Source organism: Pseudomonas putida (assembly GCF_005080685.1).
Lineage (GTDB): Bacteria > Pseudomonadota > Gammaproteobacteria > Pseudomonadales > Pseudomonadaceae > Aquipseudomonas > Aquipseudomonas putida_V.
The window spans coordinates 979,700-1,002,914 of sequence record NZ_CP039371.1; the positions used below are offsets into that span (position 1 = coordinate 979,700).

Annotated in this window: 25 protein-coding genes and 1 pseudogene; 15 read left to right on the plus strand and 11 right to left on the minus strand. The window is 64.7% G+C overall.

All coding sequences use genetic code 11. The annotated features are described in order from the left end of the window. Positions 1 to 25: 25 nt before the first annotated feature. Positions 26 to 1,585 carry a methylenetetrahydrofolate reductase C-terminal domain-containing protein gene (locus E6B08_RS04835; RefSeq protein WP_136912975.1) on the minus strand — a complete coding sequence of 520 codons (1,560 nt, stop codon included), beginning with the start codon at positions 1,583 to 1,585 and terminating at the stop codon, positions 26 to 28. Between the two features lie 228 nt (positions 1,586 to 1,813). Between E6B08_RS04835 and metE the strand changes: the two genes are divergently transcribed. Next, a complete protein-coding gene (gene metE / locus E6B08_RS04840) occupies positions 1,814 to 4,123 on the plus strand; it encodes a 5-methyltetrahydropteroyltriglutamate--homocysteine S-methyltransferase (protein WP_136912976.1) in 2,310 nt (769 codons plus the stop codon). Between the two features lie 171 nt (positions 4,124 to 4,294). On the opposite strand, the gene E6B08_RS04845 is transcribed toward metE, so the two are convergent. After that, positions 4,295 to 5,473 carry an acetyl-CoA C-acetyltransferase gene (locus E6B08_RS04845; protein WP_136912977.1) on the minus strand — a complete coding sequence of 393 codons (1,179 nt, stop codon included), beginning with the start codon at positions 5,471 to 5,473 and terminating at the stop codon, positions 4,295 to 4,297. Here E6B08_RS04845 and E6B08_RS04850 point away from each other — a divergent pair. From E6B08_RS04850 to E6B08_RS04870, 5 genes are all read left to right on the plus strand, one after another. Beyond that, the gene (locus E6B08_RS04850) at positions 5,457 to 5,636 is read left to right on the plus strand and encodes a hypothetical protein (protein WP_136912978.1); all 180 of its coding nucleotides are present in this window, start codon (positions 5,457 to 5,459) and stop codon (positions 5,634 to 5,636) included. The genes E6B08_RS04845 and E6B08_RS04850 overlap by 17 nt on opposite strands. 59 nt (positions 5,637 to 5,695) lie before the next feature. Beyond that, positions 5,696 to 5,962 carry a PepSY domain-containing protein gene (locus tag E6B08_RS04855; RefSeq protein WP_136912979.1) on the plus strand — a complete coding sequence of 89 codons (267 nt, stop codon included), beginning with the start codon at positions 5,696 to 5,698 and terminating at the stop codon, positions 5,960 to 5,962. Positions 5,963 to 6,137: 175 nt separating this feature from the next. Next, complete coding sequence (fabV, locus tag E6B08_RS04860; RefSeq protein WP_136912980.1) at positions 6,138 to 7,349, plus strand: enoyl-ACP reductase FabV; 1,212 nt, start codon at positions 6,138 to 6,140, stop codon at positions 7,347 to 7,349. Between the two features lie 157 nt (positions 7,350 to 7,506). After that, a complete protein-coding gene (locus tag E6B08_RS04865) occupies positions 7,507 to 8,193 on the plus strand; it encodes a GNAT family N-acetyltransferase (protein WP_136912981.1) in 687 nt (228 codons plus the stop codon). A 65-nt stretch (positions 8,194 to 8,258) separates the two neighbouring features. Continuing rightward, positions 8,259 to 9,167: an alpha/beta fold hydrolase gene (locus E6B08_RS04870; protein WP_136912982.1), complete on the plus strand. Its 909-nt coding sequence runs from the start codon at positions 8,259 to 8,261 to the stop codon at positions 9,165 to 9,167. 27 nt (positions 9,168 to 9,194) lie between these two features. Here E6B08_RS04870 and E6B08_RS04875 read toward each other — a convergent pair whose 3' ends face one another. The 3 genes from E6B08_RS04875 to folM are packed head-to-tail and all read right to left on the minus strand — an operon-like array spanning position 9,195 to position 10,539. Next, positions 9,195 to 9,536 carry a HopJ type III effector protein gene (locus tag E6B08_RS04875; RefSeq protein ID WP_192938617.1) on the minus strand — a complete coding sequence of 114 codons (342 nt, stop codon included), beginning with the start codon at positions 9,534 to 9,536 and terminating at the stop codon, positions 9,195 to 9,197. Beyond that, on the minus strand, positions 9,529 to 9,825 hold the full coding sequence (locus tag E6B08_RS04880) for a DUF1244 domain-containing protein (protein WP_136912984.1): 297 nt from the start codon (positions 9,823 to 9,825) through the stop codon (positions 9,529 to 9,531). The genes E6B08_RS04875 and E6B08_RS04880 overlap by 8 nt, the downstream gene beginning before the upstream one ends. Positions 9,826 to 9,834: 9 nt before the next feature. Next, on the minus strand, positions 9,835 to 10,539 hold the full coding sequence (gene folM / locus E6B08_RS04885; RefSeq protein ID WP_136912985.1) for a dihydromonapterin reductase: 705 nt from the start codon (positions 10,537 to 10,539) through the stop codon (positions 9,835 to 9,837). A 164-nt stretch (positions 10,540 to 10,703) separates the two neighbouring features. Here folM and E6B08_RS04890 point away from each other — a divergent pair, with 164 nt between their 5' ends. Further along, positions 10,704 to 11,636 carry a MerR family transcriptional regulator gene (locus tag E6B08_RS04890; protein WP_136912986.1) on the plus strand — a complete coding sequence of 311 codons (933 nt, stop codon included), beginning with the start codon at positions 10,704 to 10,706 and terminating at the stop codon, positions 11,634 to 11,636. Here the strand turns inward: E6B08_RS04890 and E6B08_RS04895 are convergent. After that, positions 11,621 to 12,238 (minus strand): hypothetical protein, encoded by a 618-nt coding sequence (locus tag E6B08_RS04895; RefSeq protein WP_136912987.1) that lies wholly within the window; start codon positions 12,236 to 12,238, stop codon positions 11,621 to 11,623. The two genes, E6B08_RS04890 and E6B08_RS04895, sit on opposite strands and share 16 nt — an antisense overlap. 59 nt (positions 12,239 to 12,297) lie before the next feature. After that, positions 12,298 to 12,726 carry a PAS domain S-box protein gene (locus E6B08_RS04900; RefSeq protein WP_136912988.1) on the minus strand — a complete coding sequence of 143 codons (429 nt, stop codon included), beginning with the start codon at positions 12,724 to 12,726 and terminating at the stop codon, positions 12,298 to 12,300. A gap of 104 nt (positions 12,727 to 12,830) precedes the next feature. On the opposite strand from E6B08_RS04900, the gene E6B08_RS04905 reads away from it, so the two are divergent. After that, positions 12,831 to 13,286, plus strand: a complete 456-nt coding sequence (locus E6B08_RS04905) for a flavodoxin (protein ID WP_136912989.1) — start codon at positions 12,831 to 12,833, stop codon at positions 13,284 to 13,286. A gap of 19 nt (positions 13,287 to 13,305) precedes the next feature. On the opposite strand, the gene E6B08_RS04910 is transcribed toward E6B08_RS04905, so the two are convergent. After that, the gene (locus E6B08_RS04910) at positions 13,306 to 14,184 is read right to left on the minus strand and encodes a LysR family transcriptional regulator (RefSeq protein ID WP_136912990.1); all 879 of its coding nucleotides are present in this window, start codon (positions 14,182 to 14,184) and stop codon (positions 13,306 to 13,308) included. A 98-nt stretch (positions 14,185 to 14,282) separates the two neighbouring features. On the opposite strand from E6B08_RS04910, the gene E6B08_RS04915 reads away from it, so the two are divergent. The 3 genes from E6B08_RS04915 to E6B08_RS04925 all read left to right on the plus strand — a co-directional run bounded on the left by E6B08_RS04915 (position 14,283) and on the right by E6B08_RS04925 (position 16,422). Further along, positions 14,283 to 14,669, plus strand: coding sequence for a CidA/LrgA family protein (locus E6B08_RS04915; RefSeq protein WP_136912991.1), 387 nt, complete (start codon positions 14,283 to 14,285; stop codon positions 14,667 to 14,669). Beyond that, positions 14,659 to 15,345: an LrgB family protein gene (locus E6B08_RS04920; RefSeq protein WP_136912992.1), complete on the plus strand. Its 687-nt coding sequence runs from the start codon at positions 14,659 to 14,661 to the stop codon at positions 15,343 to 15,345. Before E6B08_RS04915 ends, E6B08_RS04920 begins: the two co-directional genes overlap by 11 nt. 171 nt (positions 15,346 to 15,516) lie before the next feature. Continuing rightward, the gene (locus tag E6B08_RS04925; RefSeq protein ID WP_136912993.1) at positions 15,517 to 16,422 is read left to right on the plus strand and encodes an alpha/beta fold hydrolase; all 906 of its coding nucleotides are present in this window, start codon (positions 15,517 to 15,519) and stop codon (positions 16,420 to 16,422) included. A gap of 222 nt (positions 16,423 to 16,644) precedes the next feature. Here the strand turns inward: E6B08_RS04925 and E6B08_RS04930 are convergent, their stop codons facing one another. After that, entirely contained in the window at positions 16,645 to 17,427 is a 783-nt protein-coding gene (locus tag E6B08_RS04930) for an IclR family transcriptional regulator (RefSeq protein ID WP_136912994.1), read from the minus strand. 120 nt (positions 17,428 to 17,547) lie between these two features. On the opposite strand from E6B08_RS04930, the gene hmgA reads away from it, so the two are divergent. The 3 genes from hmgA to maiA are packed head-to-tail and all read left to right on the plus strand — an operon-like array spanning position 17,548 to position 20,785. Continuing rightward, positions 17,548 to 18,843: a homogentisate 1,2-dioxygenase gene (gene hmgA, locus E6B08_RS04935; RefSeq protein WP_136912995.1), complete on the plus strand. Its 1,296-nt coding sequence runs from the start codon at positions 17,548 to 17,550 to the stop codon at positions 18,841 to 18,843. A gap of 3 nt (positions 18,844 to 18,846) precedes the next feature. Further along, positions 18,847 to 20,139, plus strand: coding sequence for a fumarylacetoacetase (gene fahA / locus E6B08_RS04940; protein WP_136912996.1), 1,293 nt, complete (start codon positions 18,847 to 18,849; stop codon positions 20,137 to 20,139). A 13-nt stretch (positions 20,140 to 20,152) separates the two neighbouring features. Continuing rightward, positions 20,153 to 20,785: a maleylacetoacetate isomerase gene (gene maiA, locus E6B08_RS04945; protein ID WP_136912997.1), complete on the plus strand. Its 633-nt coding sequence runs from the start codon at positions 20,153 to 20,155 to the stop codon at positions 20,783 to 20,785. On the opposite strand, the pseudogene E6B08_RS04950 reads toward maiA, so the two are convergent. After that, a pseudogene (locus E6B08_RS04950) lies at positions 20,779 to 21,584 on the minus strand (SirB1 family protein). The gene maiA and the pseudogene E6B08_RS04950 sit on opposite strands and share 7 nt — an antisense overlap. 124 nt (positions 21,585 to 21,708) lie before the next feature. Here E6B08_RS04950 and E6B08_RS04955 point away from each other — a divergent pair. Next, the gene (locus E6B08_RS04955; RefSeq protein WP_136912998.1) at positions 21,709 to 22,728 is read left to right on the plus strand and encodes a Glu/Leu/Phe/Val dehydrogenase family protein; all 1,020 of its coding nucleotides are present in this window, start codon (positions 21,709 to 21,711) and stop codon (positions 22,726 to 22,728) included. 140 nt (positions 22,729 to 22,868) lie between these two features. Here E6B08_RS04955 and E6B08_RS04960 read toward each other — a convergent pair whose 3' ends face one another. Then, positions 22,869 to 23,132, minus strand: a complete 264-nt coding sequence (locus E6B08_RS04960; protein WP_136912999.1) for a YebG family protein — start codon at positions 23,130 to 23,132, stop codon at positions 22,869 to 22,871. Positions 23,133 to 23,215: the final 83 nt, after the last annotated feature.

The window sequence follows — 23,215 nt, forward strand, 5'->3', positions numbered from 1 at the left end:
AGGCGCAACCCAAGCGAGGTTGTTATCACCTTTGTGCTTCGGCGAAGGCCTTACTACTTCGCGTTTTACAAGGGCTGGACGATTCAGCGTTCACGCTCGCTTCCTGCCGCAGCATCGGCTCCGGGCTCAACGGCGCGCCGAACTGGGGCTGCGCCGCATCGAACCACGCCGGCCACGAACTCTGGTGGCGGCTCTCGGCGCTGATGCAGGGAATCAGCCGTTGCGTCAGCACGGCGGTTTGCTCCACTGCCATGGCGGTGCGGTACTTGACGCTGTGGATGCATTCGCGGTCGCCGAACTCGCAGCGGTTCAGCGTGGTGCCGCCGCACGGGCCATTGGCCAGGCCCTTGGGGCAGGTCTCCGGGCAGATGTACAGGGTGTCTTCCAGGCGGCAACGGCCACAAGTATCGCAGCCCACCACTGGGCGCTTGGCGCTGCGCTCCAGGCGGTGCAAAACGCGTGCGCCAGCGGGGCTAGCCCACAACGGTTGCCGGACCGCCCAGCCAAAGGTCTTGCTCAACCAGTTCTCCCGGCTGAACAGCAGCGAATGCGCGCCGTGCAGCAGGTGGTAACGGGCCTTTTCCTTGAACGAGGCTCTGCTGCGGGTTTCGCCCAGGCGCCAGCTGCCCTGCGGGGGATGAAATGTCACGGCCGGCAGGCCGGGCATCTGCCAGCTGGCCGCCCATTCCGGGGCCCACTGCTCGAGGGTGTGCAGACGGCTTTGCCAATGTTCCAGGCGTGTTTCCAAAGCCAGCAGTTGCTCGAGTGCGTGAATGCCCGACAGGTGCACCCCGGCGTAGCCCATCAATTTGACCCCGATGATCTGCAAGGCCAGGCGATCGACGCTGCGAGCCTGGGCGTAGGCCTTGGACTCGGCCGCCTCGGCTTCGAGCATGTCCAGCATCGACGGCGTCACCGTCACCCCGGCCACGTGTTCGAGCATCGCGGCGCGGCCATGGGTCAGGCTCATCAGGCAGGCCAGCAGTGGCTTGGGCTGGGCCTGGCGCTGCATCCACAGCAAGGCTTCGTGGTGCTTGCGGGCATCGAAGCCCAGTTGCAGGGTGAGAAAGTCGGCCCCGGCGGCGAGTTTTTTCTCGGCCTTGAAATACTGCGCGCCGCCTTCTTCCTCGCGGTACTTGAACGGGTTGAGCGCCGCGCCCAGCAGCAGGTTCGGGCAGGCCTGGCGGGCGATCTGCAGCGCCGCGACCGACTCCAGGTAGCGCACCGGGCGCTCGCCGGGCTGGTGTCCAGGCAAGCGGTCGCCAGTGAGAATCAGCAGTTGCTCCTGCCCGGCAGCCTGCATGCGCCGCAGTTGCGCCAGCAGATGATGACGCTCGCGATCCTTGCCCGAGAAGTGCGGCAGGGCCGGCAGCGGCGTGGCGAAGCTGTCCAGGGCGTCGAGCGGGGAGAGGTCCAGGGCGCTGGCCACGCGGTCGCCGATGGCAACGGTCAACGGCCAGCCGCACAACTGCTTGCGGTCCATGATCGCCTGCATCGCAGCGAAGCGCTCAGCGCTAGGTTTTGGCACGAACTCCATCACGCAGACGAAGGTGCGATCGTGCAGCGCGGTTTTCAGCAGGTTCATGGCGCCGTATCACCTGGTCGGGTCAGGGTTGCATTGTCCGATGAGCGCTGGCTCCAAGGCTTGTCCGGGGGCGCAAGGTGGTGCTCTGATCGAGACATCGGGAACAGGAGGGCGGTCATTCGATCATGAGTGGAACTTGATTTCATCTCAAATTAAATGAGTTTGTCTCAAGATGGCGTCGAGCCGAAAATGGCCCTCATCATTTTCACCGATTCTGAGGGACAAGACATGGCACTGGCACACAACCTGGGCTTTCCGCGTATCGGCCGCGACCGCGAGCTGAAGAAGGCCCAGGAAGCCTTCTGGAAGGGCGAACTCGACGAAGCTGGCCTGCGCGCCGTCGGCCGCGAGCTGCGTGCCAACCATTGGCAGGTGCAGAAGGACGCCGGCATCGACCTGCTGCCGGTCGGCGACTTCGCCTGGTACGACCAGGTGCTGACCCATTCGCTGACCTTCGGCGTGATCCCGCAACGTTTTCGCGGCCACGAGGGTGCCAAGCCAACGCTGCAGACCCTGTTCGCCATGGCCCGCGGCTCTGTGGCCGGCCACGACGCCAGTGCTTGCTGTGGCGGCGCCCATGCCCAGGAGATGACCAAGTGGTTCGACACCAACTACCACTACCTGGTCCCCGAATTCACCGAAGACCAGGCCTTCGCCCTGAGCTGGGAGCAGTTGTTCGAGGAGGTCGAGGAGGCCAGGGCCCTGGGCCATGCGGTCAAGCCGGTGGTGATCGGCCCGTTGACCTACCTCTGGCTGGGCAAGACCAAGGGCGCCGACTTCGACAAGCTGGACCTGGTCGATCGCCTGCTGCCGCTGTATGACCAGATCTTCAACCGCCTGGCCGCGCAGGGCGTGGAATGGGTACAGATCGATGAGCCGATCCTGGTGCTGGACCTGCCACAGGAATGGAAAAACGCCTACGAGCGCGTCTACAACATCCTGCAGCGTGCGCCGCTGAAGAAGCTGATTGCCACGTACTTCGGCGGCCTGGAGGAAAACCTCGGCCTGGCGGCCAACCTGCCGGTCGACGGCCTGCACATCGACCTGGTGCGTGCGCCGGATCAGTACCCGACCATCCTCGACCGCCTGCCGGCCTACAAGATCCTTTCGCTGGGCCTGGTCAACGGCCGCAACGTCTGGGCGTGCGACCTGGACAAAGCGCTGGCGGTGCTGCAACACGCTGCCGAGCGCCTGGGCGAGCGGCTGTGGGTCGCGCCTTCGTGTTCTCTGCTGCATAGTCCGGTCGACCTGGCCCGTGAAGACCAGCTCGACGCCGAACTCAAGGGCTGGCTGGCCTTCGCCGTGCAGAAGTGCCAGGAGGTGGCGCTGCTGACCCAGGCGGTCAACCAACCAGGCGCTGGCGAAGTGGTCGCGGCGCTTGAGCGAAGCCGCGCCATCCAGGCCAGTCGCGCCGCGTCGCTGCGTATCCACAAGCCCGCTGTGCAGGCGCGCCTGGCCGCCATTGCACCCGCCGACAGCCAGCGTCGCTCGGCTTTCGAGCAACGCATCGCCAAGCAGCGTGCTGGCCTGAATCTGCCGCCCTATCCGACCACCACCATCGGCTCTTTCCCACAGACGTCAGCCATTCGTCTGGCTCGGCAGGCGTTCAAGCAGGGCAAGCTGACCGAGGGCGATTATGTCGAAGCCATGCACAGCGAGATCCGCCATGCCGTGGAGATCCAGGAGAACCTCGGCCTGGATGTGCTGGTACACGGCGAGGCCGAGCGCAACGACATGGTCGAGTACTTCGCCGAGCAGCTCGATGGCTACCTGTTCACCCGTTTCGGCTGGGTGCAGAGCTATGGTTCGCGCTGTGTGAAACCGGCGGTCATCTTCGGTGACCTGAGCCGCCCGCAGGCCATGACGGTGGAGTGGATCAAATACGCTCAAGGCCTTACCAGCAAAGTGATGAAGGGCATGCTGACGGGCCCGGTGACCATGCTGATGTGGTCGTTCCCGCGCGAGGACGTGAGCCGCGAAGTGCAGGCTCGGCAGTTGGCCCTGGCGATTCGCGATGAGGTGGTCGACCTGGAAGCTGCCGGTATCCGCATCGTGCAGATCGACGAAGCCGCGTTCCGTGAGGGCCTGCCACTGCGCAAAGGTGCCTGGGCGCATTACCTGGAATGGGCGACCGAGGCCTTCCGCCTGTGTGCGTCCGGGGTGCGTGACGAGACGCAGATCCACACCCATATGTGCTACAGCGAGTTCAACGATGTGATCGAGTCGATCGCGGCGATGGACGCCGATGTGATCACCATCGAAACGTCGCGTTCGGACATGGAGTTGCTGGAGGCATTCGAGCGCTTTGCCTACCCCAACGAGATCGGCCCAGGCGTGTATGACATCCATTCACCGCGAGTGCCGAGCCGTGAGGAGATGGTCGCGCTGCTGCGCAAGGCAGCCCAGCGCATTCCGGCCGAGCGGCTGTGGGTCAACCCCGATTGCGGGCTGAAGACCCGCGGCTGGGCCGAGACCGAGGCGGCGCTGGTGAACATGGTCGCGGCAGCGCGGGAGTTGCGGGCGTCGCTGGCGGCCTAGGGACGAGCTCGCTGGTGATTCCGTGGGAGCGGCCTTGTGTCGCGATAGGGCCGCGCAGCGGCCCCAAAATACCGCAGTGCCGTCAAATTATGGGGCCGCTATGCGGCCCTATCGCGACACAAGGCCGCTCCCACAGTCAGGTGCAAGGCAGGACGATTGCGCTTCAGGCGATCAACGCTCGATCGCCAACGCCACGCCTTGGCCACCGCCGATGCACAACGTGGCCAGGCCTTTCTTGGCATCGCGCTTGATCATCTCGTGCAGCAGGGTCACCAGCACCCGGCAGCCCGAGGCGCCGATCGGGTGACCCAGGGCGATCGCCCCGCCGTTGACGTTGACCCGCGCCGCATCCCACGCCAACGCCTTGCCTACCGACAATGCCTGCGCAGCGAAGGCTTCGTTGGCCTCGATCAGGTCCAGGTCGGCCAGGGCCCAACCGGCCTTGCCCAGGCAACGCTGGGTCGCCGAAACCGGGCCGATGCCCATGATCGCCGGGTCGACGCCGGCGCTGGCATAGGCCGCGATGCGGGCCAGCACCGGCAGGCCCAGGGCCTGGGCCTTGGCCGCGCTCATCATCAGCACCGCTGCCGCGCCATCGTTGAGGCTCGAGGCGTTGCCGGCGGTCACGCTGCCGTCCTTCTTGAACGCCGGGCGCAGCTTGGCCAGCGACTCGGCGGTCGTGTCGGCGCGCGGTTGCTCGTCGCGTTCGAACACCTTCGGCTCGCCCTTTTTCTGTGGCAGCACGATCGGCGTGATCTCGTCACTGAAACGCCCAGCCTCGATGGCCGCCACGGCCTTGCGCTGCGACTCGGCGGCGAACGCATCCTGCTGTTCACGGGTCAGGCCGTATTGCTCTACCAGGTTCTCGGCGGTGATGCCCATGTGGTAGTCGTTGAACGCATCCCACAAGCCGTCGCTGATCATGCTGTCGATCAACTGACCATGGCCCATGCGCTGGCCGGTACGGGCCGACGGCATCACGTAGGGGGCCAGGCTCATGTTCTCCTGGCCGCCGGCGATCACCACCTCGGCATCGCCGCAGCGGATGGCCTGGGCCGCCAAGTGCAGGGCCTTGAGGCCCGAGCCACAGACCTTGTTCAGGGTCAGCGCCGGCACGCTGTAGGGCAGGCCGGCCTTGATCGCGGCCTGGCGTGCGGGGTTCTGCCCGGCACCGGCGGTGAGCACCTGGCCGAGGATCACTTCATCGACCTGCGCCGGGTCCAGCTGGGTTTGCTGCAGCAACTGCTTGATCACCGCCGCACCCAGGTCGACGGCCGGCACTTGCGCTAGCGCTCCCTGGAAACTGCCGATGGCGGTACGGGTTGCGGCGACGATGACCACGTCGTTCATGTTGTTGTTCTCCGTGCAGGGTGATGCGCCGCGAGGGCGCGGTATGTCGCCAGCATCGGTGGGTTTGGCTGATTTGTTAAGTTTGTTTTTCTGCTCGATTGATGTGAAAAGCCAATCAATCGCGCTCAACGTCAGCCCGGTGAAGGGCCGGCAGGCTGGCTAAGCTTTCAGTTGCTTGACGCGCATCGTGTCGTTTCACTCAACCGACTGGAGCTTTTCGCCATGCGTACCCTGCTTGTACTTCCCCTGCTGTTCGGCTGCGGCGCAGTGTTTGCCGCTACCCAGTGCACCGACGCCGACAAGGCCAGCTGGCAAGACCCACAGGAGTTTCAGGACCAGCTCAAGGAAGAGGGTTACACGATCACCAAGTTCAAGGTCACCCAGGGCAATTGCTACGAGATCTATGGCACCGACCCGGATGGCCGCAAGGTCGAGATCTACCACGATCCGGTCACCGGTAACGCGGTGAAGACCGAGTACGAGGACTGACCCTGCCGCCATCGCGTAGGCGTGCGCCGCCTGTGGCACGCCTTCGCGCTTTCGAATCGCCCTCGTCACCCCTTAATATGTGTCGGATAACCTGCAGGGGTAGTCTCACCCTCTGATCAATCGGAATCGCCGCTGGCGGCGCTTCCCCCGGCATAAACCTGACGAGGTACAGACATTGGCCATCATTCATCCTAAGGTCCGCGGTTTCATCTGCACCACGACCCACCCGAAGGGCTGCGAGCTCAACGTCCGTGACCAGATCGAAGCCACCCGCAAGCTGGGCGTGCGCGAGGATGGCCCGAAGAAGGTCCTGGTCATCGGTGCTTCCAGCGGCTACGGCCTGGCAGCGCGCATCACCGCAGCCTTCGGCTTCAAGGCCGACACCCTGGGCGTGTTCTTCGAGAAGCCTGGCACCGAGACCAAGGCCGGCACCGCAGGCTGGTACAACGCCGCCGCGTTCGACAAGTTCGCCAAGGCCGAGGGCCTGTACAGCAAGTCTGTCAACGGTGACGCCTTCTCCGACGAAGCCCGCGCCAAGGTCATCGAGCTGATCAAGAACGACATGGGCGGCAAGGTCGACCTGGTGATCTACTCGCTGGCTTCGCCTGTGCGCAAGCTGCCGCAGACCGGCGAACTGGTGCGCTCGGCGCTCAAGCCGATCGGCCAGCCGTACAAGTCGACCGCCATCGACACCAACAAGGACACCATCATCGAGGCCAGCATCGAGCCGGCCACCGAGCAGGAAATCGCCGACACCGTCACCGTCATGGGTGGCCAGGACTGGCAGCTGTGGATCGACGCCCTGGCCGGTGCCGACGTGCTGGCCGAAGGCGCCCGCACCGTGGCCTTCAGCTACATCGGCACCGAGATCACTTGGCCGATCTACTGGCACGGCGCCCTGGGCCAGGCCAAGCAGGACCTGGACGAGACCGCACTGCGCCTGGACCAGAAACTGGCCGGCGAGATCAAGGGCGGCGCCAACGTGGCGGTGCTCAAGTCGGTGGTCACCCAGGCCAGCTCGGCCATTCCGGTGATGCCGCTGTACCTGTCGATGGTCTTCAAGATCATGCAGGAAAAAGGCGTGCACGAAGGCACCCAGGACCAACTCGACCGCATGTTCCGTGACCGCATGTACCGTGCAGATGGCAAGCCGGCCGAGGTCGACGAGAAGCACCGCCTGCGTCTGGACGACTGGGAACTGCGCGACGACGTGCAGGACGCCTGCAAGGCCATGTGGCCACAGGTGACCACCGAGAACCTGTTCGAGCTGACCGACTACGCCGGTTACAAGAAGCAGTTCCTCAACCTGTTCGGTTTCGAGCGTGCTGACGTCAACTACGACGAAGACGTGGCCACCGACGTACGGTTCGACTGCGTCGAGCTGTAAGCAAGCCTTTGACCGGGCACCTGTTTTGCGCAGGTGTCCGGTTTCGTTCCAACCTCGTTAACATTCTGCAACACTTCTCTCGCTGGCTATTTGCTATAGCCGCCATCTATACCGCTTTCAGGGGCTGGGCAATAACGCCGTGGCCGAGGAGGCGTGCATGCGCGTACTGCGACAACTACAAGAACGAATCAAGCGCAAAGGGCTCAAGCGCACCTGCAAGACGTTGTTCGAACGTTATGTGTTCTTCCATTGGGAATTGCTGTGGATGGAGCGCGACCTGGTCTCCCCGGTGCCGCCCTGCAAGCTCAAGGAGCACCCGCCGGTGACCCTGGTGACGATCACCACCGCCAATGCTGATGCCTTCGCCCGCCATTTCGGCGACCGCGTCGAAACCATGCGTGAACTGGCCGCCGCCGGCCACACCGGGCACATGTACCTGGACGAGCAGGGCGATGCCGTGGCTTTCATCTGGGCCAGCGTGGTCGATTATCACGACAAGCATTACTACGGCTGCACCTTCCCGGTGAAGCCAGGGGAATTCTTCGAGTTCGGCGGCGAGATGATCCGCCGCTACTTTGGCAGCGAACTGTCGGTCACCGCCCAGGTCGCATTGTGGAACACCATGCGCGAAAAGGGCTGCCACAAGGTGGTGGACGTGGTCGAGACGCACAACGTGCCGGCCATGAAGCTGCACCTGCGCATGGGCTATCACGAGCAAGGGCGGGTCATGCATGTGTACTGCCTGTTCGGGCGTTTCAAGTTGTTCCGCGAAACACGCTACCACGGCTCGCGCCTCGAAGTGCTGCGCAAGCCAGGCGTGGCGCGGGCGCTGCCGAGCGCTTGAGCGCTTGCCGTGACCGACCCGAGGTTTTGATGCTAGCGTTGGCGCACAACGATCGAGAGCGCGCCATGAGCAGCCTGACCCAACCCGCCACGCCCTTTCGCCAACCTGCCGCCGACGGCTACAGCCTAGGCGGCTTCTGTTGGCGGCATGCCGCACACGACCCACAGCGGCCGCTGGTGATCATCAACGCCGCGACCTCCGTACGCTGCCGCTACTATTCACGCTTTGCCGACTATCTGTTCGCCCAGGGCTGCGACGTGCTGACCTACGATTACCGGGGCATCGGCGAATCGCGCCCAGCTTCCTTGCGCGGATTCCAGGCATCCTGGAGCGACTGGGGGCAGTTGGATTTCGAGGCCATGCTGGTGCATGCCGCCCGGCACTTTCCCGGCCAGCCAGTGGATGTGGTGGGGCATAGTTTCGGCGGTTGCGCGGTGGGCCTGGCGCCCTCGGCGCAGCAGATACGGCGGGTGGTGATGGTGGGCGCGCAGTTCGCCTACTGGCGCGACTATGCCGCCGACCAGCGCTGGCGGCTGTTGGGTAAATGGCATGTGCTGATGCCCCTGCTCACCGGTGTGTTCGGGTATTTCCCCGGCAAGCGCCTGGGTTGGCTGGAAGACACCCCGGCGGGTGTGGTGCGCGACTGGACCACGCGGACCCCGCGCTACGAACAGCGCCCCAGCGGGCGACTGCTGCCAGCCGTGCCGTTCGTCCAGGTTCGCGCCGCGACCCTGGCCATCAGCCTGACCGACGACCCGTTCGGCACGGTGGCCGCGACCGAGCGTCTACTGAACTACCTGGCCCACGCCGAGCGTGTGCACTTGCGTCTGGCGCCTGTGGATATCTCAGTGAGCGAGATCGGACACTTCGCGTTTTTCCATGATCGCTTCCGCCACAGCTTGTGGCCGATTGCGCTGGAATGGTTGCAGCGCGGCGCGCTGCAGGCGGGAGGGCCAGGGCAGGTCATCGCCTGAGCGCTGCCTGCGCCTGGCCCTGGTGCATCAGGCGTTGCGCGACAGCGGCTGGGCGGCGAACTTCACGCCGGCCAGGCCGTGCTGGATCAAGGCACGGATATTGGCGTGATCGCTGCCCTCGGGAGTGGCCAGCACGCTGCGGTAATGCTCGCCGAAGGCCAGCAGGGCCTCCTGGTCGCTCAGGCCTTCGAGCAGGGCCAGGCCGAGGGTCTTGCACGAACCTTCGTTCTGCCCGGCGGCGTTTTCCACACCACCGTTGTTGAAGGCCTGGGGCTGGTAGCTGTAGTTCGCGGCGATGAAGGCCAAGGTGTCGGCGAAGGCGTGTTCGCCGCCAGCGAGGCTGGCGCGCAGGGTGTTCAGATCAGTCACGAGGTTTTCCTTTTTCGAACGCCGCTTGCTGTTCGGCGCTGGCTTCTTTCTGGTATTGGGCTTTCCACTCGGCGTAGGGCATGCCGTACACCGCTTCACGTGCGTCATCCAGGCTCAGGTCGATCTGGCGCTCGTCGGCGGCGGCCTTGTACCACTTGGACAGGCAATTGCGGCAGAAGCCGGAGAGGTTCATCAGGTCGATGTTCTGCACGTCGGTGCGCGTCTGCAGGTGTTCGACCAGGCGCCGGAACGCGGCGGCTTCGAGTTCGAGCTGTTGTTGGGAGGTCATGATGTTCTCTCAGGTCATGCGGTTCTTCAGGTGGCGGCCACCATTGATGACCACCTGGCTGCCGGTGCTGTACTGGCTGGCGAGCAGGTACTTGACCGTTTCGATCAGAGGGCCGGCGCCGGGTTCGAATTCCAGCAGGGCCTTCTTCAGGGTTTGCTGGCGGTAGGCCTCGTCGCCGCCTTCCTTGAGGATCAGCAGGCCGGGCAGGATACCGTTGACGTGCACGGCGGGCGCGTACTTCTCGGCGAAGGACAATACCATGTTCTGCAAGGCAGCCTTGGTCGCGGCATAGCCGATGTGGCTCTTGCTGCCGCGTGACGAGGTCTCGTCGCAGATGTGGATGATGTCTGCCTTGCCTGCCGCCTTGCCCTCTTTGGCCAATAGCTCGCCGAGCGCCAGGTTGAGGTGGTAGGGCGCCTCGACGTGCAGGCGGAACATGGTCTCGAGGTTGTCCAGGCCGTCGTCCAGCCACAGCGAGGCATTGTGGATGACTGCGCGCAAGCCATCGTAATGGCCATGCAGGTGGTCGATCAGCGCCTGGCGGTCTTCGGCCTGGCACAGGTCGGCCTGGAACTGCACGATATTCGGGTGCGCTGACTGTGCTTGCACGGTGCGGCTGGCAGTGACCACGGTATGGCCGGCCTGCGCCAGTTCGCGCGCCAGGGCCAGGCCGACACGCTGGCTGGCACCGGTGATGAGGATAGGGCTGTTCATGTCGGGGCGGTCAACTTGTCTGTCGTTTCATCAGAGACCCAGCATACCCGAACTGTTTCCCTCTTGTATGGCCCCGCGGCGGGCTGGGCCGAGGCTTCGCCCCTACGACGCAATCCGACGTAGTAGACTACCCTTCAAATTCGCGTGTACAGGTGGCCAGGCAGATGAACAAACAGGTTTCGGCCTTGCTCAACGTGGCAGGACTGGAGCACCAGGACCTGTTCCCCATTCGTGAAGTCGCTCGCCTCACCGGCGTCAACCCAGTGACCCTGCGTGCCTGGGAGCGCCGCTACGGGCTGATCCAGCCGACCCGCACCGACAGCGGCCATCGTCTTTACTCCCAGACCGATATCGATGACATCCGGCGCATTCTTGGCTGGCTGGAGCGTGGCGTGGCGGTGAGCAAGGTGGGCAGCATTCTTGCCCGCGATCGGGCGCGGCTCGGTAGCCCGCTGGCCGCCCCCGGTAATCTGCGATTGCAGGCGCAGGTGCGTGATGTGGTACGCAGCTTCGACCCGGCGCAGCTCGGCCGTTTGTTCGACCAGGTGTTCGTCAGCCACACCCTCGACCAGGTGTTCGCCGAAATCTTCATGCCGGTGTGGCTTGGCATGGCGGCTGAGCAGGGCGCGTTCGGGCAAGCCAGCGAATGGCTGTTTCTCGACCAGTTCCTGCGGACCCGCGTGCAGGCCCGGCTGCAGGTGTTACAAACCCCGCGTGCCCAGCGGGTGTTGCTGGCGCCGATGAGCGAGCAGTGCCGGGAGCTGGAACTGTTGGTGGCCAGCCTGCAATTGAGCGGGGATGAGGTGGAGGTCATGCCGTTGGCGCCAGGGCAGCCCATGGACGAACTGCCCCTGGTCTGCGAGCGGCTGCAGCCCGATGCTTTGGTGCTGTTTTCCAACCAAGCCCCTGGCATGGCGCTGAACAAGCGCCTGGCGCGGCTGTTGCCGGGGCTGGGCTGCCCACTGCTACTCGCTGGCGAGGCGGCGGAAATGGCCCAAGACGACCTGGCCGACAGTGCGGTGGCCTGCCTTGGCGCCGAGGGCGGGTTGATGCGTCGACGCCTGGCGCGCTGCCTGGCAGGTCAGCTCGACAGCTGAGTGTGCAGCTCGGGGTGTGCCTGGCGGTGGGCCTGGAGGATGTAGTCGCGCAGTCGCTCGACTTCGGCGCCGCGGGTCTGGCCCAGGTCATAGGCGGCGAGGTCCGGACCGATACGTCGGCGCAGCTCGCCACGCAGGAGGATCGCTGGGATACCGGCCGGAGCGAAGCGCAACTCGAAATGTGCCGGAGCCTCGGGCAGGCCGCGTACTTCCAGTAGCGCGCCGCGGAAGGAAATGTCCCTGACCAACAGGCCGCTGGCCTGGCCCTGGGCGTCGAGCAAAGCGCTGGGCTCGTCCATGGACAGACGCCAGGCGCGCAGAAGCGGGCCGTCCTCGTAGATTTCCGGCGAACCCAGCTGCAGGTGCACGGCATGGAATTCGTCTTCTACCAGTTGCAGCGGGAAGCTGATCTGCTGGTTGTTGAACTGCGCCTGCAGGGTGACCTGCTCGTTGGCAACCAGGCGGGCCAACAAGGATTGGATGCGACGGTCGCCATTGACCAGCAGGCCCGACATGGGGTCGGCCTGGTTCAATTGCGGCATGTGCTGCATGTCTTGGATGAAATCCAGCTCATCCTGGGTCAGGATCGCTTTTGCGTGCATGGTCGAACTCTGCGGTGGAGATTTCTTCTTCGGCATGGACCGTGCCCGATCAACTTGGTTCAGATGCGTTCGTCGGATTTTGCACTGGCACGCAATTCGGCCAGCTCCCGTTCCAGTTCGACCTGACGGGTGACGTCCTTCTGGATACCGATGAAATACAGGCGCTGGTCGGCTTCGTGGCGCACCGGGGTGATCGACAGCTCGTTCCAGAACAGGCTGCCGTCCTTGCGATAGTTGCGCAGCACTTCGCGACACGGCCGGCCCTCGGCGAGGGCCTTGCCAATACGTGCGCGGCCGAGCTGGTTGCGGTCGTCGGCCTGCAGAAAGCGGCAATCCTGGTAGAGGATTTCGTCGCGGCTGTAGCCGGTGAGGCGCTCGAAGGCGGCGTTGGCGTAGATCAGGATGGTGTCATCGCCTTCCTGTTCGGCGACCACGATGCCATCGTTGGACGCATCGACCATGGATTGCAGCAGGTGCGCGTTGATCATGTTCGGGCCATTGGGCGAGAAGGGGACTTTGGTAGAGGCAGCCTTTTGCCAGCGCCGGATGCTAGTATCCTACGTTTTCAGTCAGTTTCGGAATCCTCTCCCCGATGAAAGTCGTCATTATTTCCGGCTCGGTCTACGGCACCGCCGAAGAAGTCGCCCGCCATGCCCAGGGCCTGCTCAAGGCTGCCGGTTTCGATGCCTGGCACGCTGCCCGGGCTACCCAGCAGGACATCGAAGGCTTCGCCCCCGAGGCGTTCCTGGCGGTGACCTCGACCACTGGCATGGGCGAACTGCCGGACAACTTCATGCCGCTTTACTGCAGCCTGCGCGATACCCTCCCAGCGGCCTGGCGTGGCCTGCCTGGCGCGGTGATCGCCCTGGGCGATTCCAGCTACGGCGACACTTACTGCGGCGGCGGCGAGCAGGTGCGTGAACTGTTCGCCGAACTGGGCCTGCGGGAAGTACAGCCCATGTTGCGCCTGGACGCCAGCGAGACCGTTACCCCCGAGGCCGATGCCGAACCGTGGCTGGCCGAGTTCGCCCAGGCGTTGCGCGGCTGAGCTGAAGCCGGTTTGCCCACTATCCTCGTTCGCGCACCAACGCCAACCAGGCCTGCGCTGCCCGCGACAGATAGGCCCCGCGCCGCCAGATGAAGGCGATGTCCCAGCGCAGGTAGTCCGGCGCGCGCAGCGGCAGGCGCACCACCCCGGGGCGTTCCAGCGCCTGTGCCACTACACGGGGCAACAGCACCACGCCTTGGCCTGCCGCCACCAGTGCTGCGAGAAAATCCGCCTGCCCGCTGCGACCACCTTCTTTCGGGGTGAAGCCTTGTTGCAGGCAAGCCTTGAGCAGGCGGTCGTTGAGCACGAAGCTGCGCTGGTAAAGCAGAAAGGGCGTATCGGCCAATTGCCCCAGCGCCACCTCGGCGCGACCGGCCAGGGCATGCCCGGCCGGGAGCATGGCGTCCAGCGGTTCGTTGCAGAACGGCTGGTAGTCGAATGCCGGGTCGCTGGGCGTGAGGCTGCCACCCAGTTCCAACTCGCCGCTGCGTATCGCCTGCTCGACACTGCGGCTCCCACCTTCGAGCAGCTGGATGGTGATGTTCGGGTGGCGTCGCCGGTATTCGGCGAACAAGCCGGCGAACAAGGCATCGCTGCCCAGCATCGGCAACCCCAGGCGCAGCTCGCCGCGCGCCATCTGGCTGAGGTCGTCGAGTTCGGCCAGCAGCTCCTGGCGCTGGCGCAGCAGTGCCTCCCCGCGCTCCAGGACGATGCGTCCGGCCGCCGTCAGGTGCAGGTTCGATGCCTGGCGCTCGAGCAATGGCTGGCCCACATCTTGCTCGAGCTGGGCTACCTGCTTGCTCACTGCCGACTGGCTGATGTGCAGTGTTTGCGCCGCCTGGGTAAAGCCCCCGCGGTGCACCACTTCGATGAAGCTGCGCAGCTGTTTGAATTCCATGCTCTGGATTCCATTCTGGAATGGCGATCAGTCTAACAATTCGCTTCTGGCCTAGGCAGGCAAATTCTAGAATGTGAGCGTGTCGAGGAAACCTGTCCATGAAACCCGCGTTATTGAAAAAGATTGTTCGCCTGTTCGCTGAACTGGCGGTGTTGCTGGCCCTGTTCCTGGTAGGCGGGCAGCTCGCCGCCTGGTTGGGCTGGCCGATCCCCGGAGGGGTGATGGGCTTGGCGTTGCTGCTGGTGCTGTTTGCCTGCGGCGTGGTCAAGCCCGCCACCCTGCAATTGGGCGCCGGCTGGCTGATGGCCGAAATGCTGCTGTTCTTCATCCCCGCGCTGATGAGCCTGCTCGACTACGGTGCGCTGATGCGCACCGAGGGCTGGCGCATCCTGCTGGTGATTGCCGTGAGTACCTTGATGGTGATGGTGGTCACCGCCGGTACGGTCGAGCTGGTGTGCCGCTGGAGGTTGCGCCATGAGCCTTGAACCCATGCCACTGTTCTGGTTGGCGCTGACCCTGCTGGCTTACCTGGGCAGCCGCTGGCTGTATCGGCGCAGCGGGCGCTACCTGTTCTCGCCGCTGATCTTGGTGCCCACCTTGCTGTTGGCGGTGGCGGTGCCTTTGCACACCGCCTATGCCGAATATGCCCGCAACACTCACTGGCTGATGGGCGTATTGGGCCCGGTGACCGTGGCCTTCGCCGTGCCGATCTGGCAACAGCGGGCACTGCTGGCACGGCATTGGCCGGCCTTGCTGATCGGCATGCTGGCCGGCAGCACGGCGTCGATCGGCAGTTCCTGGGGGCTGGCGCACCTGCTGTCGCTGGATACCACCACCAGCCTGTCGCTGGTGCCGCGTTCGATCACCACGCCGTTTGCCATGCCCGTGGCCCAGGACCTTGGTGGCGTGCCGGAACTGACCGCGGTGTTCGTGATGTTCACCGGTGTGCTCGGCGCCCTGTTCGGCGGCATCCTGCTGCGCTACCTGCCGCTGCGCACGCCGCTGGCCCGTGGCGCCCTGTTCGGCGTCGGCGCCCATGGCGCCGGCGTCAGTCGGGCGCAGGAAGTGGGCCGCGAGGAAGGCTCGGTGGCCGGGCTGGTGATGGTCCTGACCGGCTTGCTCAACCTGTTCGCCGCGCCGCTGGTGGCCATGGCACTCTGACCGTTCGCGCCACTGACTCGCTCAGTCATCAAGCTGGCTGGAAACGCAAGTTCCTCAGCGAAGGCTGCTGGTTAGACTCTGCCTCGACATAGTGCACAAGAAAGTGCCGAGGTGAATTGCAATGACCGCAGCCTTGCCGTATCCCGTCTCACTGCAACCGGGGCCACTGTGATGCCTTTGGCCGAGATTCCCCTGTGCGTGTGGCGAACCCGGGGTCAGAGCTTCTCCTTCCGGGGCCAGCACATTCGCTACTGGACTGCAGGGCAGGGCGAGCCCTTGCTGCTGCTGCACGGTTTTCCCACGGCCAGCTGGGACTGGCACTACCTGTGGGCACCGCTGGCCCAGCGGTTTCGCCTGATTGCCTGCGACATGCTCGGCTTCGGCGACTCATCCAAGCCGCTCGATCACGACTACAGCCTGATGGAGCAGGCCGACCTGCAGCAAGCCTTGCTCGGCCACCTGAACATCGACCGACCGGTGCATCTGCTGGCCCACGATTACGGCGGCAGCGTAGCCCAGGAGCTGTTGGCCCGGCACCACGAGCAGCGCGCCGAAATCGCCAGTTGCGTGTTTCTCAACAGCGGTCTGTTCCCCGAAAGCTGCCAGGTACTGCTGGTGCAGAAGCTGTTATTGAGTCCGCTGGGCTGGCTGGTGGGGCGCTCGTTCGGGCGCGACGACCTGGTGCGCAACGTCACCCAGATCTACGGCCCTTGCACCCATCCCAGCGAAAGCGCGCTGGACGATTGCTGGAGCCTGGTCACCTCGAACCGGGGGCTGCGTATCCTGCACAAGCTGGTGGGCTACCTGCCCGAGCGGCGGGTGCATCGTGAGCGTTGGGTGGGGGCGCTGCAGCGTGAAGGCGTGCCGCTGCGCATGATCAATGGTGTGGTCGACCCGGTGTCCGGGGCTCGCATGGTCGAGCGCTATCGGCAACTTGTGCCTGCGGCCGACACCGTGCAGTTGCAAGGTATCGGACATTACCCGCATACCGAGGCGCCGGTGCAGGTGCTGCGCCATTACCTGGCCTTTCGTGAGCAGCAACTGAGCGTTGGCGAGCCGTTGCTGGCCTGGTCCTGAGCGGGCGCGCAGGCAAAAAAAAGCCGCTGCAAGCGCAGCGGCCAATCGAGACGTTAGATCAAGGAGCTTCAAAATCAACGTCGGTGAACCTCGCAGGCCCGAAAGGCGGGGGGAGTGCCCTTCGTGCCAGCCAGTGAGTTAAGAATAAGCGCTTGATCCTGAGGGAAAAATAGTCGCTTATGACATTCACCTTTACGTTTCGGGTAAAAGTGCCGACGCCGCTCAGGCGCTCGGCGAATAGCCCATGCGCCAGCTCGTTTCCCGCGCTGCAGTCAACAGCCGCTGCGCTGCCGGGCCCTGTTCATCGGCATGGAAGATCGACGTCGGCCCTACCACCGTCATCACCGCGGCGATCTCGCCCATGGCGTTGAACACCGGCGCCGACAAGGCATCCACCCCTGGCATCAGCAAACCGTGCACATGGTGCAGGCCCCGCTCGCGGATGCCGGCCAGCAGCGTCTGGTAATCGGCTGCGGTCTGCCCCAGCGCCAGCAGCTCGCGGTCGCGCAGTTCCACGGTCTCGCGGGTCGGCAGGTAACTGGCGAACACCAATCCTGTGCTCGAACTGAGCAGCGGCAGCACCGAGCCGATCTGCGTCACCACCGTGACCGCGCGCACCGCCGGCTCGATGGTGACTACGGTCGCGCCTTGGTTACCCCACACCGCCAGGAAGCAACTCTCGTTGAGTTCATCGCGCAGTTGCGAAAGTGGCAACGCGGCGATCTTCAGCACATCGATGCTGGCCAGCGCCGCGAGGCCTACGCGCAGGGCCTCGCGCCCCAGCGCGTAATGGTTGGTGGCTGCGTCCTGTTCGGCGAAGCCACTGGCGATCAGCGCCTGCAGGTAGCGGTGGACCTTGCTCGCCGGCATCTGCACATGCTCGGCCAGACGCGACAGCGAGGTGGACGGTGCAAGCTCGGCAAGGGCCTTGAGGATATCGGTGCCGACTTCCGCCGAGCGGACTTTCTGCTTGCCGTTGTCGGCAGGGGAGCTGGCTTTGGCCATGGCGATCTGGATTTCCGCAGTCTTCGGTTGGCGCCTTTATAGCTTGACGTCTGGTCGCGAGCAAATTACGTTATTCGTAATCCGATTACGATAAAAACAATGCAGCGTCCGGAGGCAGCGATGAACCGCGACACCGACCTTCAGTACCTGAGCGGTTTCGGCAACGAATTCGCCAGCGAAGCACTGCCGGGAGCACTCCCGGTGGGGCAGAATTCCCCGCAACAGGCGCCCTACGGGCTGTATGCCGAACTGTTGTCAGGCACCGCCTTCACCATGGCCCGCAGCGAGTTGCGCCGCACCTGGCTGTACCGCATTCGCCCCTCGGCGTTGCATCCACGCTTCGAGCGTCTGGCCCGCCAGCCCGTCAGTGGCCCGTTGGGCGCCGCCACGCCCAACCGCCTGCGCTGGAACCCGCAACCGATCCCGAGCCAGGCCACGGACTTCATCGAGGGCTGGCTGCCCATGGTCGCCAACGCAGCCGCCGACAAGCCGGCAGGCGTCAGCGTCTACATCTACCGCGCCAACCGTTCGATGGATCGGGTGTTCTTCGATGCCGACGGCGAACTGCTGCTGGTGCCGGAACAGGGGCGCCTGCGCATCGCGACCGAACTGGGTGTGCTGGACGTCGCGCCGCAGGAAATCGCGGTGATCCCGCGTGGCATGAAATTTCGCGTCGAGCTGCTCGACGGCCAGGCGCGCGGCTACATTGCCGAGAACCATGGCGCGCCATTGCGCCTGCCCGATCTGGGCCCGATCGGCAGCAATGGCTTGGCCAACCCACGCGATTTCCTCACCCCCGTGGCCCGTTACGAAGAAGCCACAGGGCCTGTTCAACTGGTGCAGAAGTTCCTCGGCGAGCACTGGGCCTGCGAGCTTGCTCATTCGCCCCTGGACGTGGTCGCCTGGCATGGCAGCAACGTGCCGTACAAATACGATCTGCGCCGCTTCAACACCTTGGGCACGGTCAGCTTCGACCATCCCGATCCGTCGATCTTCACCGTGCTCACTTCGCCGACCAGTGTGCATGGCTTGGCCAACATGGATTTCGTCATCTTCCCGCCGCGCTGGATGGTCGCCGAAAACACCTTCCGTCCGCCGTGGTTCCACCGCAACCTGATGAACGAATTCATGGGCCTGATTCACGGCGCCTACGATGCCAAGGCCGAAGGTTTCCTGCCTGGCGGTGCATCGCTGCACGGGGTGATGAGTGCTCACGGCCCCGATGCCGAGACCTGCCACAAGGCCACCCACGCGGAACTTGCGCCACACAAGATCGACGACACCATGGCCTTCATGTTCGAGACCAGCCAGGTGCTGCGCCCGAGCAGCGAGGCCCTCGCCAGCCCGCAGTTGCAGGCCGACTACGATAGTTGCTGGGCCACCTTGCCGAGCACCTTCAACCCGAACCGGAGATAACCCATGAACCACACCGCCCTTGCCCGCAGTTGGGTCGAACACGCCAACGGACACAGCGATTTCCCGCTGCAGAACCTGCCGCTGGGTATCTTCAGCCGCTCGGGTGAGCTGCCGCGCTGTGGCGTGGCCATTGGCGATGCCATCCTCGATCTCGAGGCAGTGCTCGCCGCTGGCCTGTTCGAAGGGCAGGCCAAGGCCGCTGTCGAGGCGACCCGTGGCGGTGCCCTGAACGCTTTCTTCGCGCTAGGTAGCACTGCCCGCGTCGCCCTGCGCGAGCGGCTGCTGGTGCTGCTTGGCGAGCACAGCGAACATCAGGCGGCGCTGGCCTCTGCCCTGTACCCGGCCAGCGCTTGCCAGATGCACCTGCCGGCCAAGGTGGGCGACTACACCGATTTCTACGTCGGCATCCAGCATGCCACCAACGTCGGCAAGCTGTTCCGCCCCGACAACCCGCTGCTGCCCAACTACAAGTACGTGCCCATCGGCTACCACGGCCGCGCGTCCACCTTACGCCCGTCGGGCACCGATGTGCGCCGGCCCAAGGGCCAGACCCTGCCGGCAGGGCACACCGTGCCGACGTTCGGCCCCTGTGCGCGCCTGGACTACGAGCTGGAGCTGGGTATCTGGATCGGCCAGGGCAATGCGATGGGCGAGGCTATCGATATCGCCGAGGCGGGCCAGCACCTGGCCGGGCTGTGCCTGCTAAACGACTGGTCGGCCCGCGACATCCAGGCCTGGGAATACCAACCGCTGGGCCCGTTCCTGTCGAAGAGCTTCATCACCACGCTGTCGCCCTGGGTGGTCACCGCCGAGGCCTTGGCGCCGTTCCGCTGCGCTCAGCCTGCACGCCCGCAGGGCGACCCGCAGCCACTGGCGTACCTGCTCGATGGTAACGACCAGGCGCAGGGAGCGTTCGATATCGAGCTGGAGGTACTGCTGCAGACCCTGCGCATGCGCGAGCAGGGTTTGCCGGCCCATCGCCTGGGCTTGAGCAATACCCTGAACATGTATTGGACCGTTGCCCAGCTGATCGCCCACCACAGCGTCAATGGCTGCCAACTGCAACCCGGTGACCTGTTCGGGTCGGGCACGTTGTCGGGCCCGGACGCGGGTTCGTATGGCAGCCTGCTGGAGATCACCGAGGGCGGCAAGCATCCCGTGGAGCTGGCCAGCGGTGAGCTGCGCAAGTTCCTCGAGGACGGCGACGAGATCATCCTGCGCGCTCGCTGCAAGCGTGACGGTGTGGCCAGCATCGGCTTCGGCGAATGCCGCGGCATCGTGGTGGCGGCCAACTGAGGAGGATGTGGCGATGGAGTTGTACGGCTATTACCGCTCCACCTCCTCGTACCGAGTGCGGATCGCCCTGGCGCTCAAGGGCCTGGGCTATCACGCGCTGCCGGTCAACCTGCTGAAGGGCGAGCAGCGCAGCGCCGCTTACCTGGCGCTGAATCCCCAGGGCAGGGTGCCGGCACTGCGCACCGAGCAGGGCCAGCTGCTGCTGCAGTCGCCGGCGATCATCGAGTATCTCGAAGAGCTGCAGCCCCAGCCTGCGCTGTTGCCGGCCGACCCGCTCGAGCGCGCCCAGGTGCGGGCGGTGGCGGCGATCATCGGCTGCGATATCCACCCGCTGCACAATGTCAGCGTGCTCAACCGGCTGCGCGAGGCGGGGCATGACGAGGCACAGATCAATGCCTGGATCGGCCATTGGATTGGCCAGGGATTGGCGGCGGTGGAGCAGTTGATCGGTGACCAGGGTTTTTGTTTCGGCGCTGCGCCGGGGCTGGCCGACGTGTACCTGGTCCCCCAGGTTTACGCGGCCGAGCGTTTCAACATCGACCTTGGCGCCTACCCACGAATTCGACGGGTGGCAGGGTTGGCGGCGCAACATCCAGCGTTCAACGCGGCGCACCCGTCGTGCCAGCCGGATACACCCGCTCAGTGAATCGAACGGTTGATCGTAGGTAGCTGGCCGATGCGATCGGTGAGCTTCAGGCGCTGCACCGGATCGTCGGTGAGCAGCAGCGCATGCTCCAGGTCAAAGCGCTCGGCCTGGGGGCACTCCAGGTGCTGGTAGAGCGAGGCACGTGCCAGGTAGTCGCCCACTTGTACCGGGCCCAGCTGCATCACCCGTTCGGCATCGACCAGCGCCGCCAGGTGATCTCCTTCGCTGCTGTGCAATTGGCGCAGGTTGCGTGACAGGCGCTGGAGCATCTGCAGCGGGGTAACGGTACGCAGGTGCTCGGCGCTCAGTGCCACCTGCGGCCCGAATTGGCGTGCGAGCAGGTCGCGGCAGTCGGTGGGATACAGGCGACGGCCGCCGCAGGGGTCGAGCAGGTGATCGGCACCGGGCACGCGCAGCAGGAAGTGACCGGGAAAGCCCACGCCCTCCAACGGAATGGATAACCGCTGGGCCAGTTCCAGGGCCAGGATGGCCAAGGTCAACGGCTGGCCGCGGCGGCGCTGCAGGACTTTGTCCATCAATGCCACCTGGGGCGCAGCGGGTGGTACTCGTCCTGTTGGAAGCCGTGCGCATTCAACTGGCGCAACAACGGTTGGGCGAGTTCGGCCAGGGGAAGAATGGGCAGGCGGGCGCTGACTTCGCGTTGCAGGTCGCGCAGTGTGGCCAGGCCCGTGGCGGGGTCCACACTTCGGTCATGCTCGACGGCGATCCACAAGGCAGCTTCCAGCAGGGCGACCGGCTCGCGTTCCAGGCAGGCCAGGCAGGATTGACGTGGGTTCATGGGTTTCTCCGCACACGTCTAGATGTTTAGCCCTGGCAAGGGTTTTCGTCCAGTGGTCCGTCGGCCACGTGTGCTGTAAGACGATGCCTATACTGGTGAGAGCACCTCTAGGGGGAGCCCGCCGATGTTCGCGCTGATGCAAAGCACCCGTACCCAGTCCCTGCACCTGTTCGTCGACCCGAGCACAGGTCTGAAGGCCGTGGTCGCCATCCACAGCGAACACTTGGGGCCGGCGATGGGCGGCTGCCGGTATCTGCCTTATGCCGACGATGAAAGCGCCATGGCCGATGCTATCCGCCTGGCCCAGGGCATGAGCTTCAAGGCTGCGCTGGCGGGGTTGGCGCTTGGCGGTGGCAAGGCGGTGATCATACGCAACCCGCATGTGGAAAACCGCGCCGCGCTGTTCGAAGCGTTCGGGCGTTTCGTCGATACCCTGCAAGGCCGCTTCATTACTGCCGTGGACAGCGGCACCTCGACCCTGGACATGGACTGCATCGCCCAATCCACGCCGCATGTCACCAGCACCACGGCCTCGGGCGACCCATCGCCGCACGCGGCCATGGGCGTTTTCGCGGGTATTCGCGCCACGTCGATGGCTCGCCTGGGCAGCGATAACCTGGAAGGGTTGCGGGTGGCGGTACAGGGCCTGGGCAATGTTGGCTACGCCCTGGCCGAACAACTGCACGCAGCGGGTGCCGAGTTGCTGGTGAGCGACCTGGACCCTGGGCGCGTGCGGCTCGCGGTGGAACAGTTCGACGCCCGGCCGGTGCCCAACGAAGCGTTGCTGAGCACGCCCTGCGATATCTTCGCTCCGTGCGGCGTGGGGCCGGTGCTCACCGGCCAGAGCGTGATGCAGCTGCGTTGTGCTGCGGTGGCGGGGTCGGCGAACAACCAGCTGACCACCTTGCAGGTGGCGGACCAGTTGGAAACCCGGGGGATTCTGTATGCCCCCGATTACGTGATCAATGCCGGTGGCTTGATCTACGTGGCGCTGCGCCATCGGGGCGAGGAGCTGGGCACCATCACCGCGCACCTGGCGCGGATTCCCTCGCGGCTGACCGAAGTGTTTGCCCATGCCCAAGCCGAAAAGCGTTCACCGGCGAGGGTGGCGCAGATGTTGGCCGAGCGGTTGCTATACGGCTGACCGGCAGATACTTGCTTATTTTTAGTGGCCTCTTCGCGGGCAAGCCCGCTCCCACAGGACCGCCGCTGAATTTGTCTAGGGCGGGGTACTTGTGGGAGCGGGCTTGCCCGCGAAGAGGCCAGTAAAGACGCAAAAAATGTCTACTCGGCCGCTGCCCCATCGAGCAACTCGGCCAACGCATCGGGCTGGCTCTTGAACGCCCGCGCAAACACATCGCGGTTCTTGGCCATGTAGATGCCCGCTTCCTCGACCTGCTGCTCGGTCAGCGAAGGGACTGCCTTTTGCAGAACCTCGGCCAGGCGTTCGGCCAGCTCGAGCATCTTGTCATGACGATCTGCTTCGGCCTTATCCATGAACAAGCGCTCCGGGTCGCGGCTGCTGCGGTACACCACTTCGACGGCCATTCATCACCTCTATGCCTTTTGCTGGTTGATACAACAAATACTGTATGCGCATACAGTAATGGCATTGCCACCATTGCGCAACC

Coding starts and splice junctions, on each gene's coding strand:
- E6B08_RS04835 (WP_136912975.1), bottom strand. CDS start 1,585: ATGAACCTGCTGAAAACCGCGCTGCACGATCGCACCTTCGTCTGCGTG.
- metE (WP_136912976.1), top strand. CDS start 1,814: ATGGCACTGGCACACAACCTGGGCTTTCCGCGTATCGGCCGCGACCGC.
- E6B08_RS04850 (WP_136912978.1), top strand. CDS start 5,457: ATGACCACGTCGTTCATGTTGTTGTTCTCCGTGCAGGGTGATGCGCCG.
- E6B08_RS04845 (WP_136912977.1), bottom strand. CDS start 5,473: ATGAACGACGTGGTCATCGTCGCCGCAACCCGTACCGCCATCGGCAGT.
- E6B08_RS04855 (WP_136912979.1), top strand. CDS start 5,696: ATGCGTACCCTGCTTGTACTTCCCCTGCTGTTCGGCTGCGGCGCAGTG.
- E6B08_RS04865 (WP_136912981.1), top strand. CDS start 7,507: ATGCGCGTACTGCGACAACTACAAGAACGAATCAAGCGCAAAGGGCTC.
- E6B08_RS04870 (WP_136912982.1), top strand. CDS start 8,259: ATGAGCAGCCTGACCCAACCCGCCACGCCCTTTCGCCAACCTGCCGCC.
- E6B08_RS04880 (WP_136912984.1), bottom strand. CDS start 9,825: ATGACCTCCCAACAACAGCTCGAACTCGAAGCCGCCGCGTTCCGGCGC.
- folM (WP_136912985.1), bottom strand. CDS start 10,539: ATGAACAGCCCTATCCTCATCACCGGTGCCAGCCAGCGTGTCGGCCTG.
- E6B08_RS04890 (WP_136912986.1), top strand. CDS start 10,704: ATGAACAAACAGGTTTCGGCCTTGCTCAACGTGGCAGGACTGGAGCAC.
- E6B08_RS04895 (WP_136912987.1), bottom strand. CDS start 12,238: ATGCACGCAAAAGCGATCCTGACCCAGGATGAGCTGGATTTCATCCAA.
- E6B08_RS04900 (WP_136912988.1), bottom strand. CDS start 12,726: ATGATCAACGCGCACCTGCTGCAATCCATGGTCGATGCGTCCAACGAT.
- E6B08_RS04905 (WP_136912989.1), top strand. CDS start 12,831: ATGAAAGTCGTCATTATTTCCGGCTCGGTCTACGGCACCGCCGAAGAA.
- E6B08_RS04910 (WP_136912990.1), bottom strand. CDS start 14,184: ATGGAATTCAAACAGCTGCGCAGCTTCATCGAAGTGGTGCACCGCGGG.
- E6B08_RS04915 (WP_136912991.1), top strand. CDS start 14,283: ATGAAACCCGCGTTATTGAAAAAGATTGTTCGCCTGTTCGCTGAACTG.
- E6B08_RS04920 (WP_136912992.1), top strand. CDS start 14,659: ATGAGCCTTGAACCCATGCCACTGTTCTGGTTGGCGCTGACCCTGCTG.
- E6B08_RS04925 (WP_136912993.1), top strand. CDS start 15,517: ATGCCTTTGGCCGAGATTCCCCTGTGCGTGTGGCGAACCCGGGGTCAG.
- E6B08_RS04930 (WP_136912994.1), bottom strand. CDS start 17,427: ATGGCCAAAGCCAGCTCCCCTGCCGACAACGGCAAGCAGAAAGTCCGC.
- hmgA (WP_136912995.1), top strand. CDS start 17,548: ATGAACCGCGACACCGACCTTCAGTACCTGAGCGGTTTCGGCAACGAA.
- fahA (WP_136912996.1), top strand. CDS start 18,847: ATGAACCACACCGCCCTTGCCCGCAGTTGGGTCGAACACGCCAACGGA.
- maiA (WP_136912997.1), top strand. CDS start 20,153: ATGGAGTTGTACGGCTATTACCGCTCCACCTCCTCGTACCGAGTGCGG.
- E6B08_RS04955 (WP_136912998.1), top strand. CDS start 21,709: ATGTTCGCGCTGATGCAAAGCACCCGTACCCAGTCCCTGCACCTGTTC.
- E6B08_RS04960 (WP_136912999.1), bottom strand. CDS start 23,132: ATGGCCGTCGAAGTGGTGTACCGCAGCAGCCGCGACCCGGAGCGCTTG.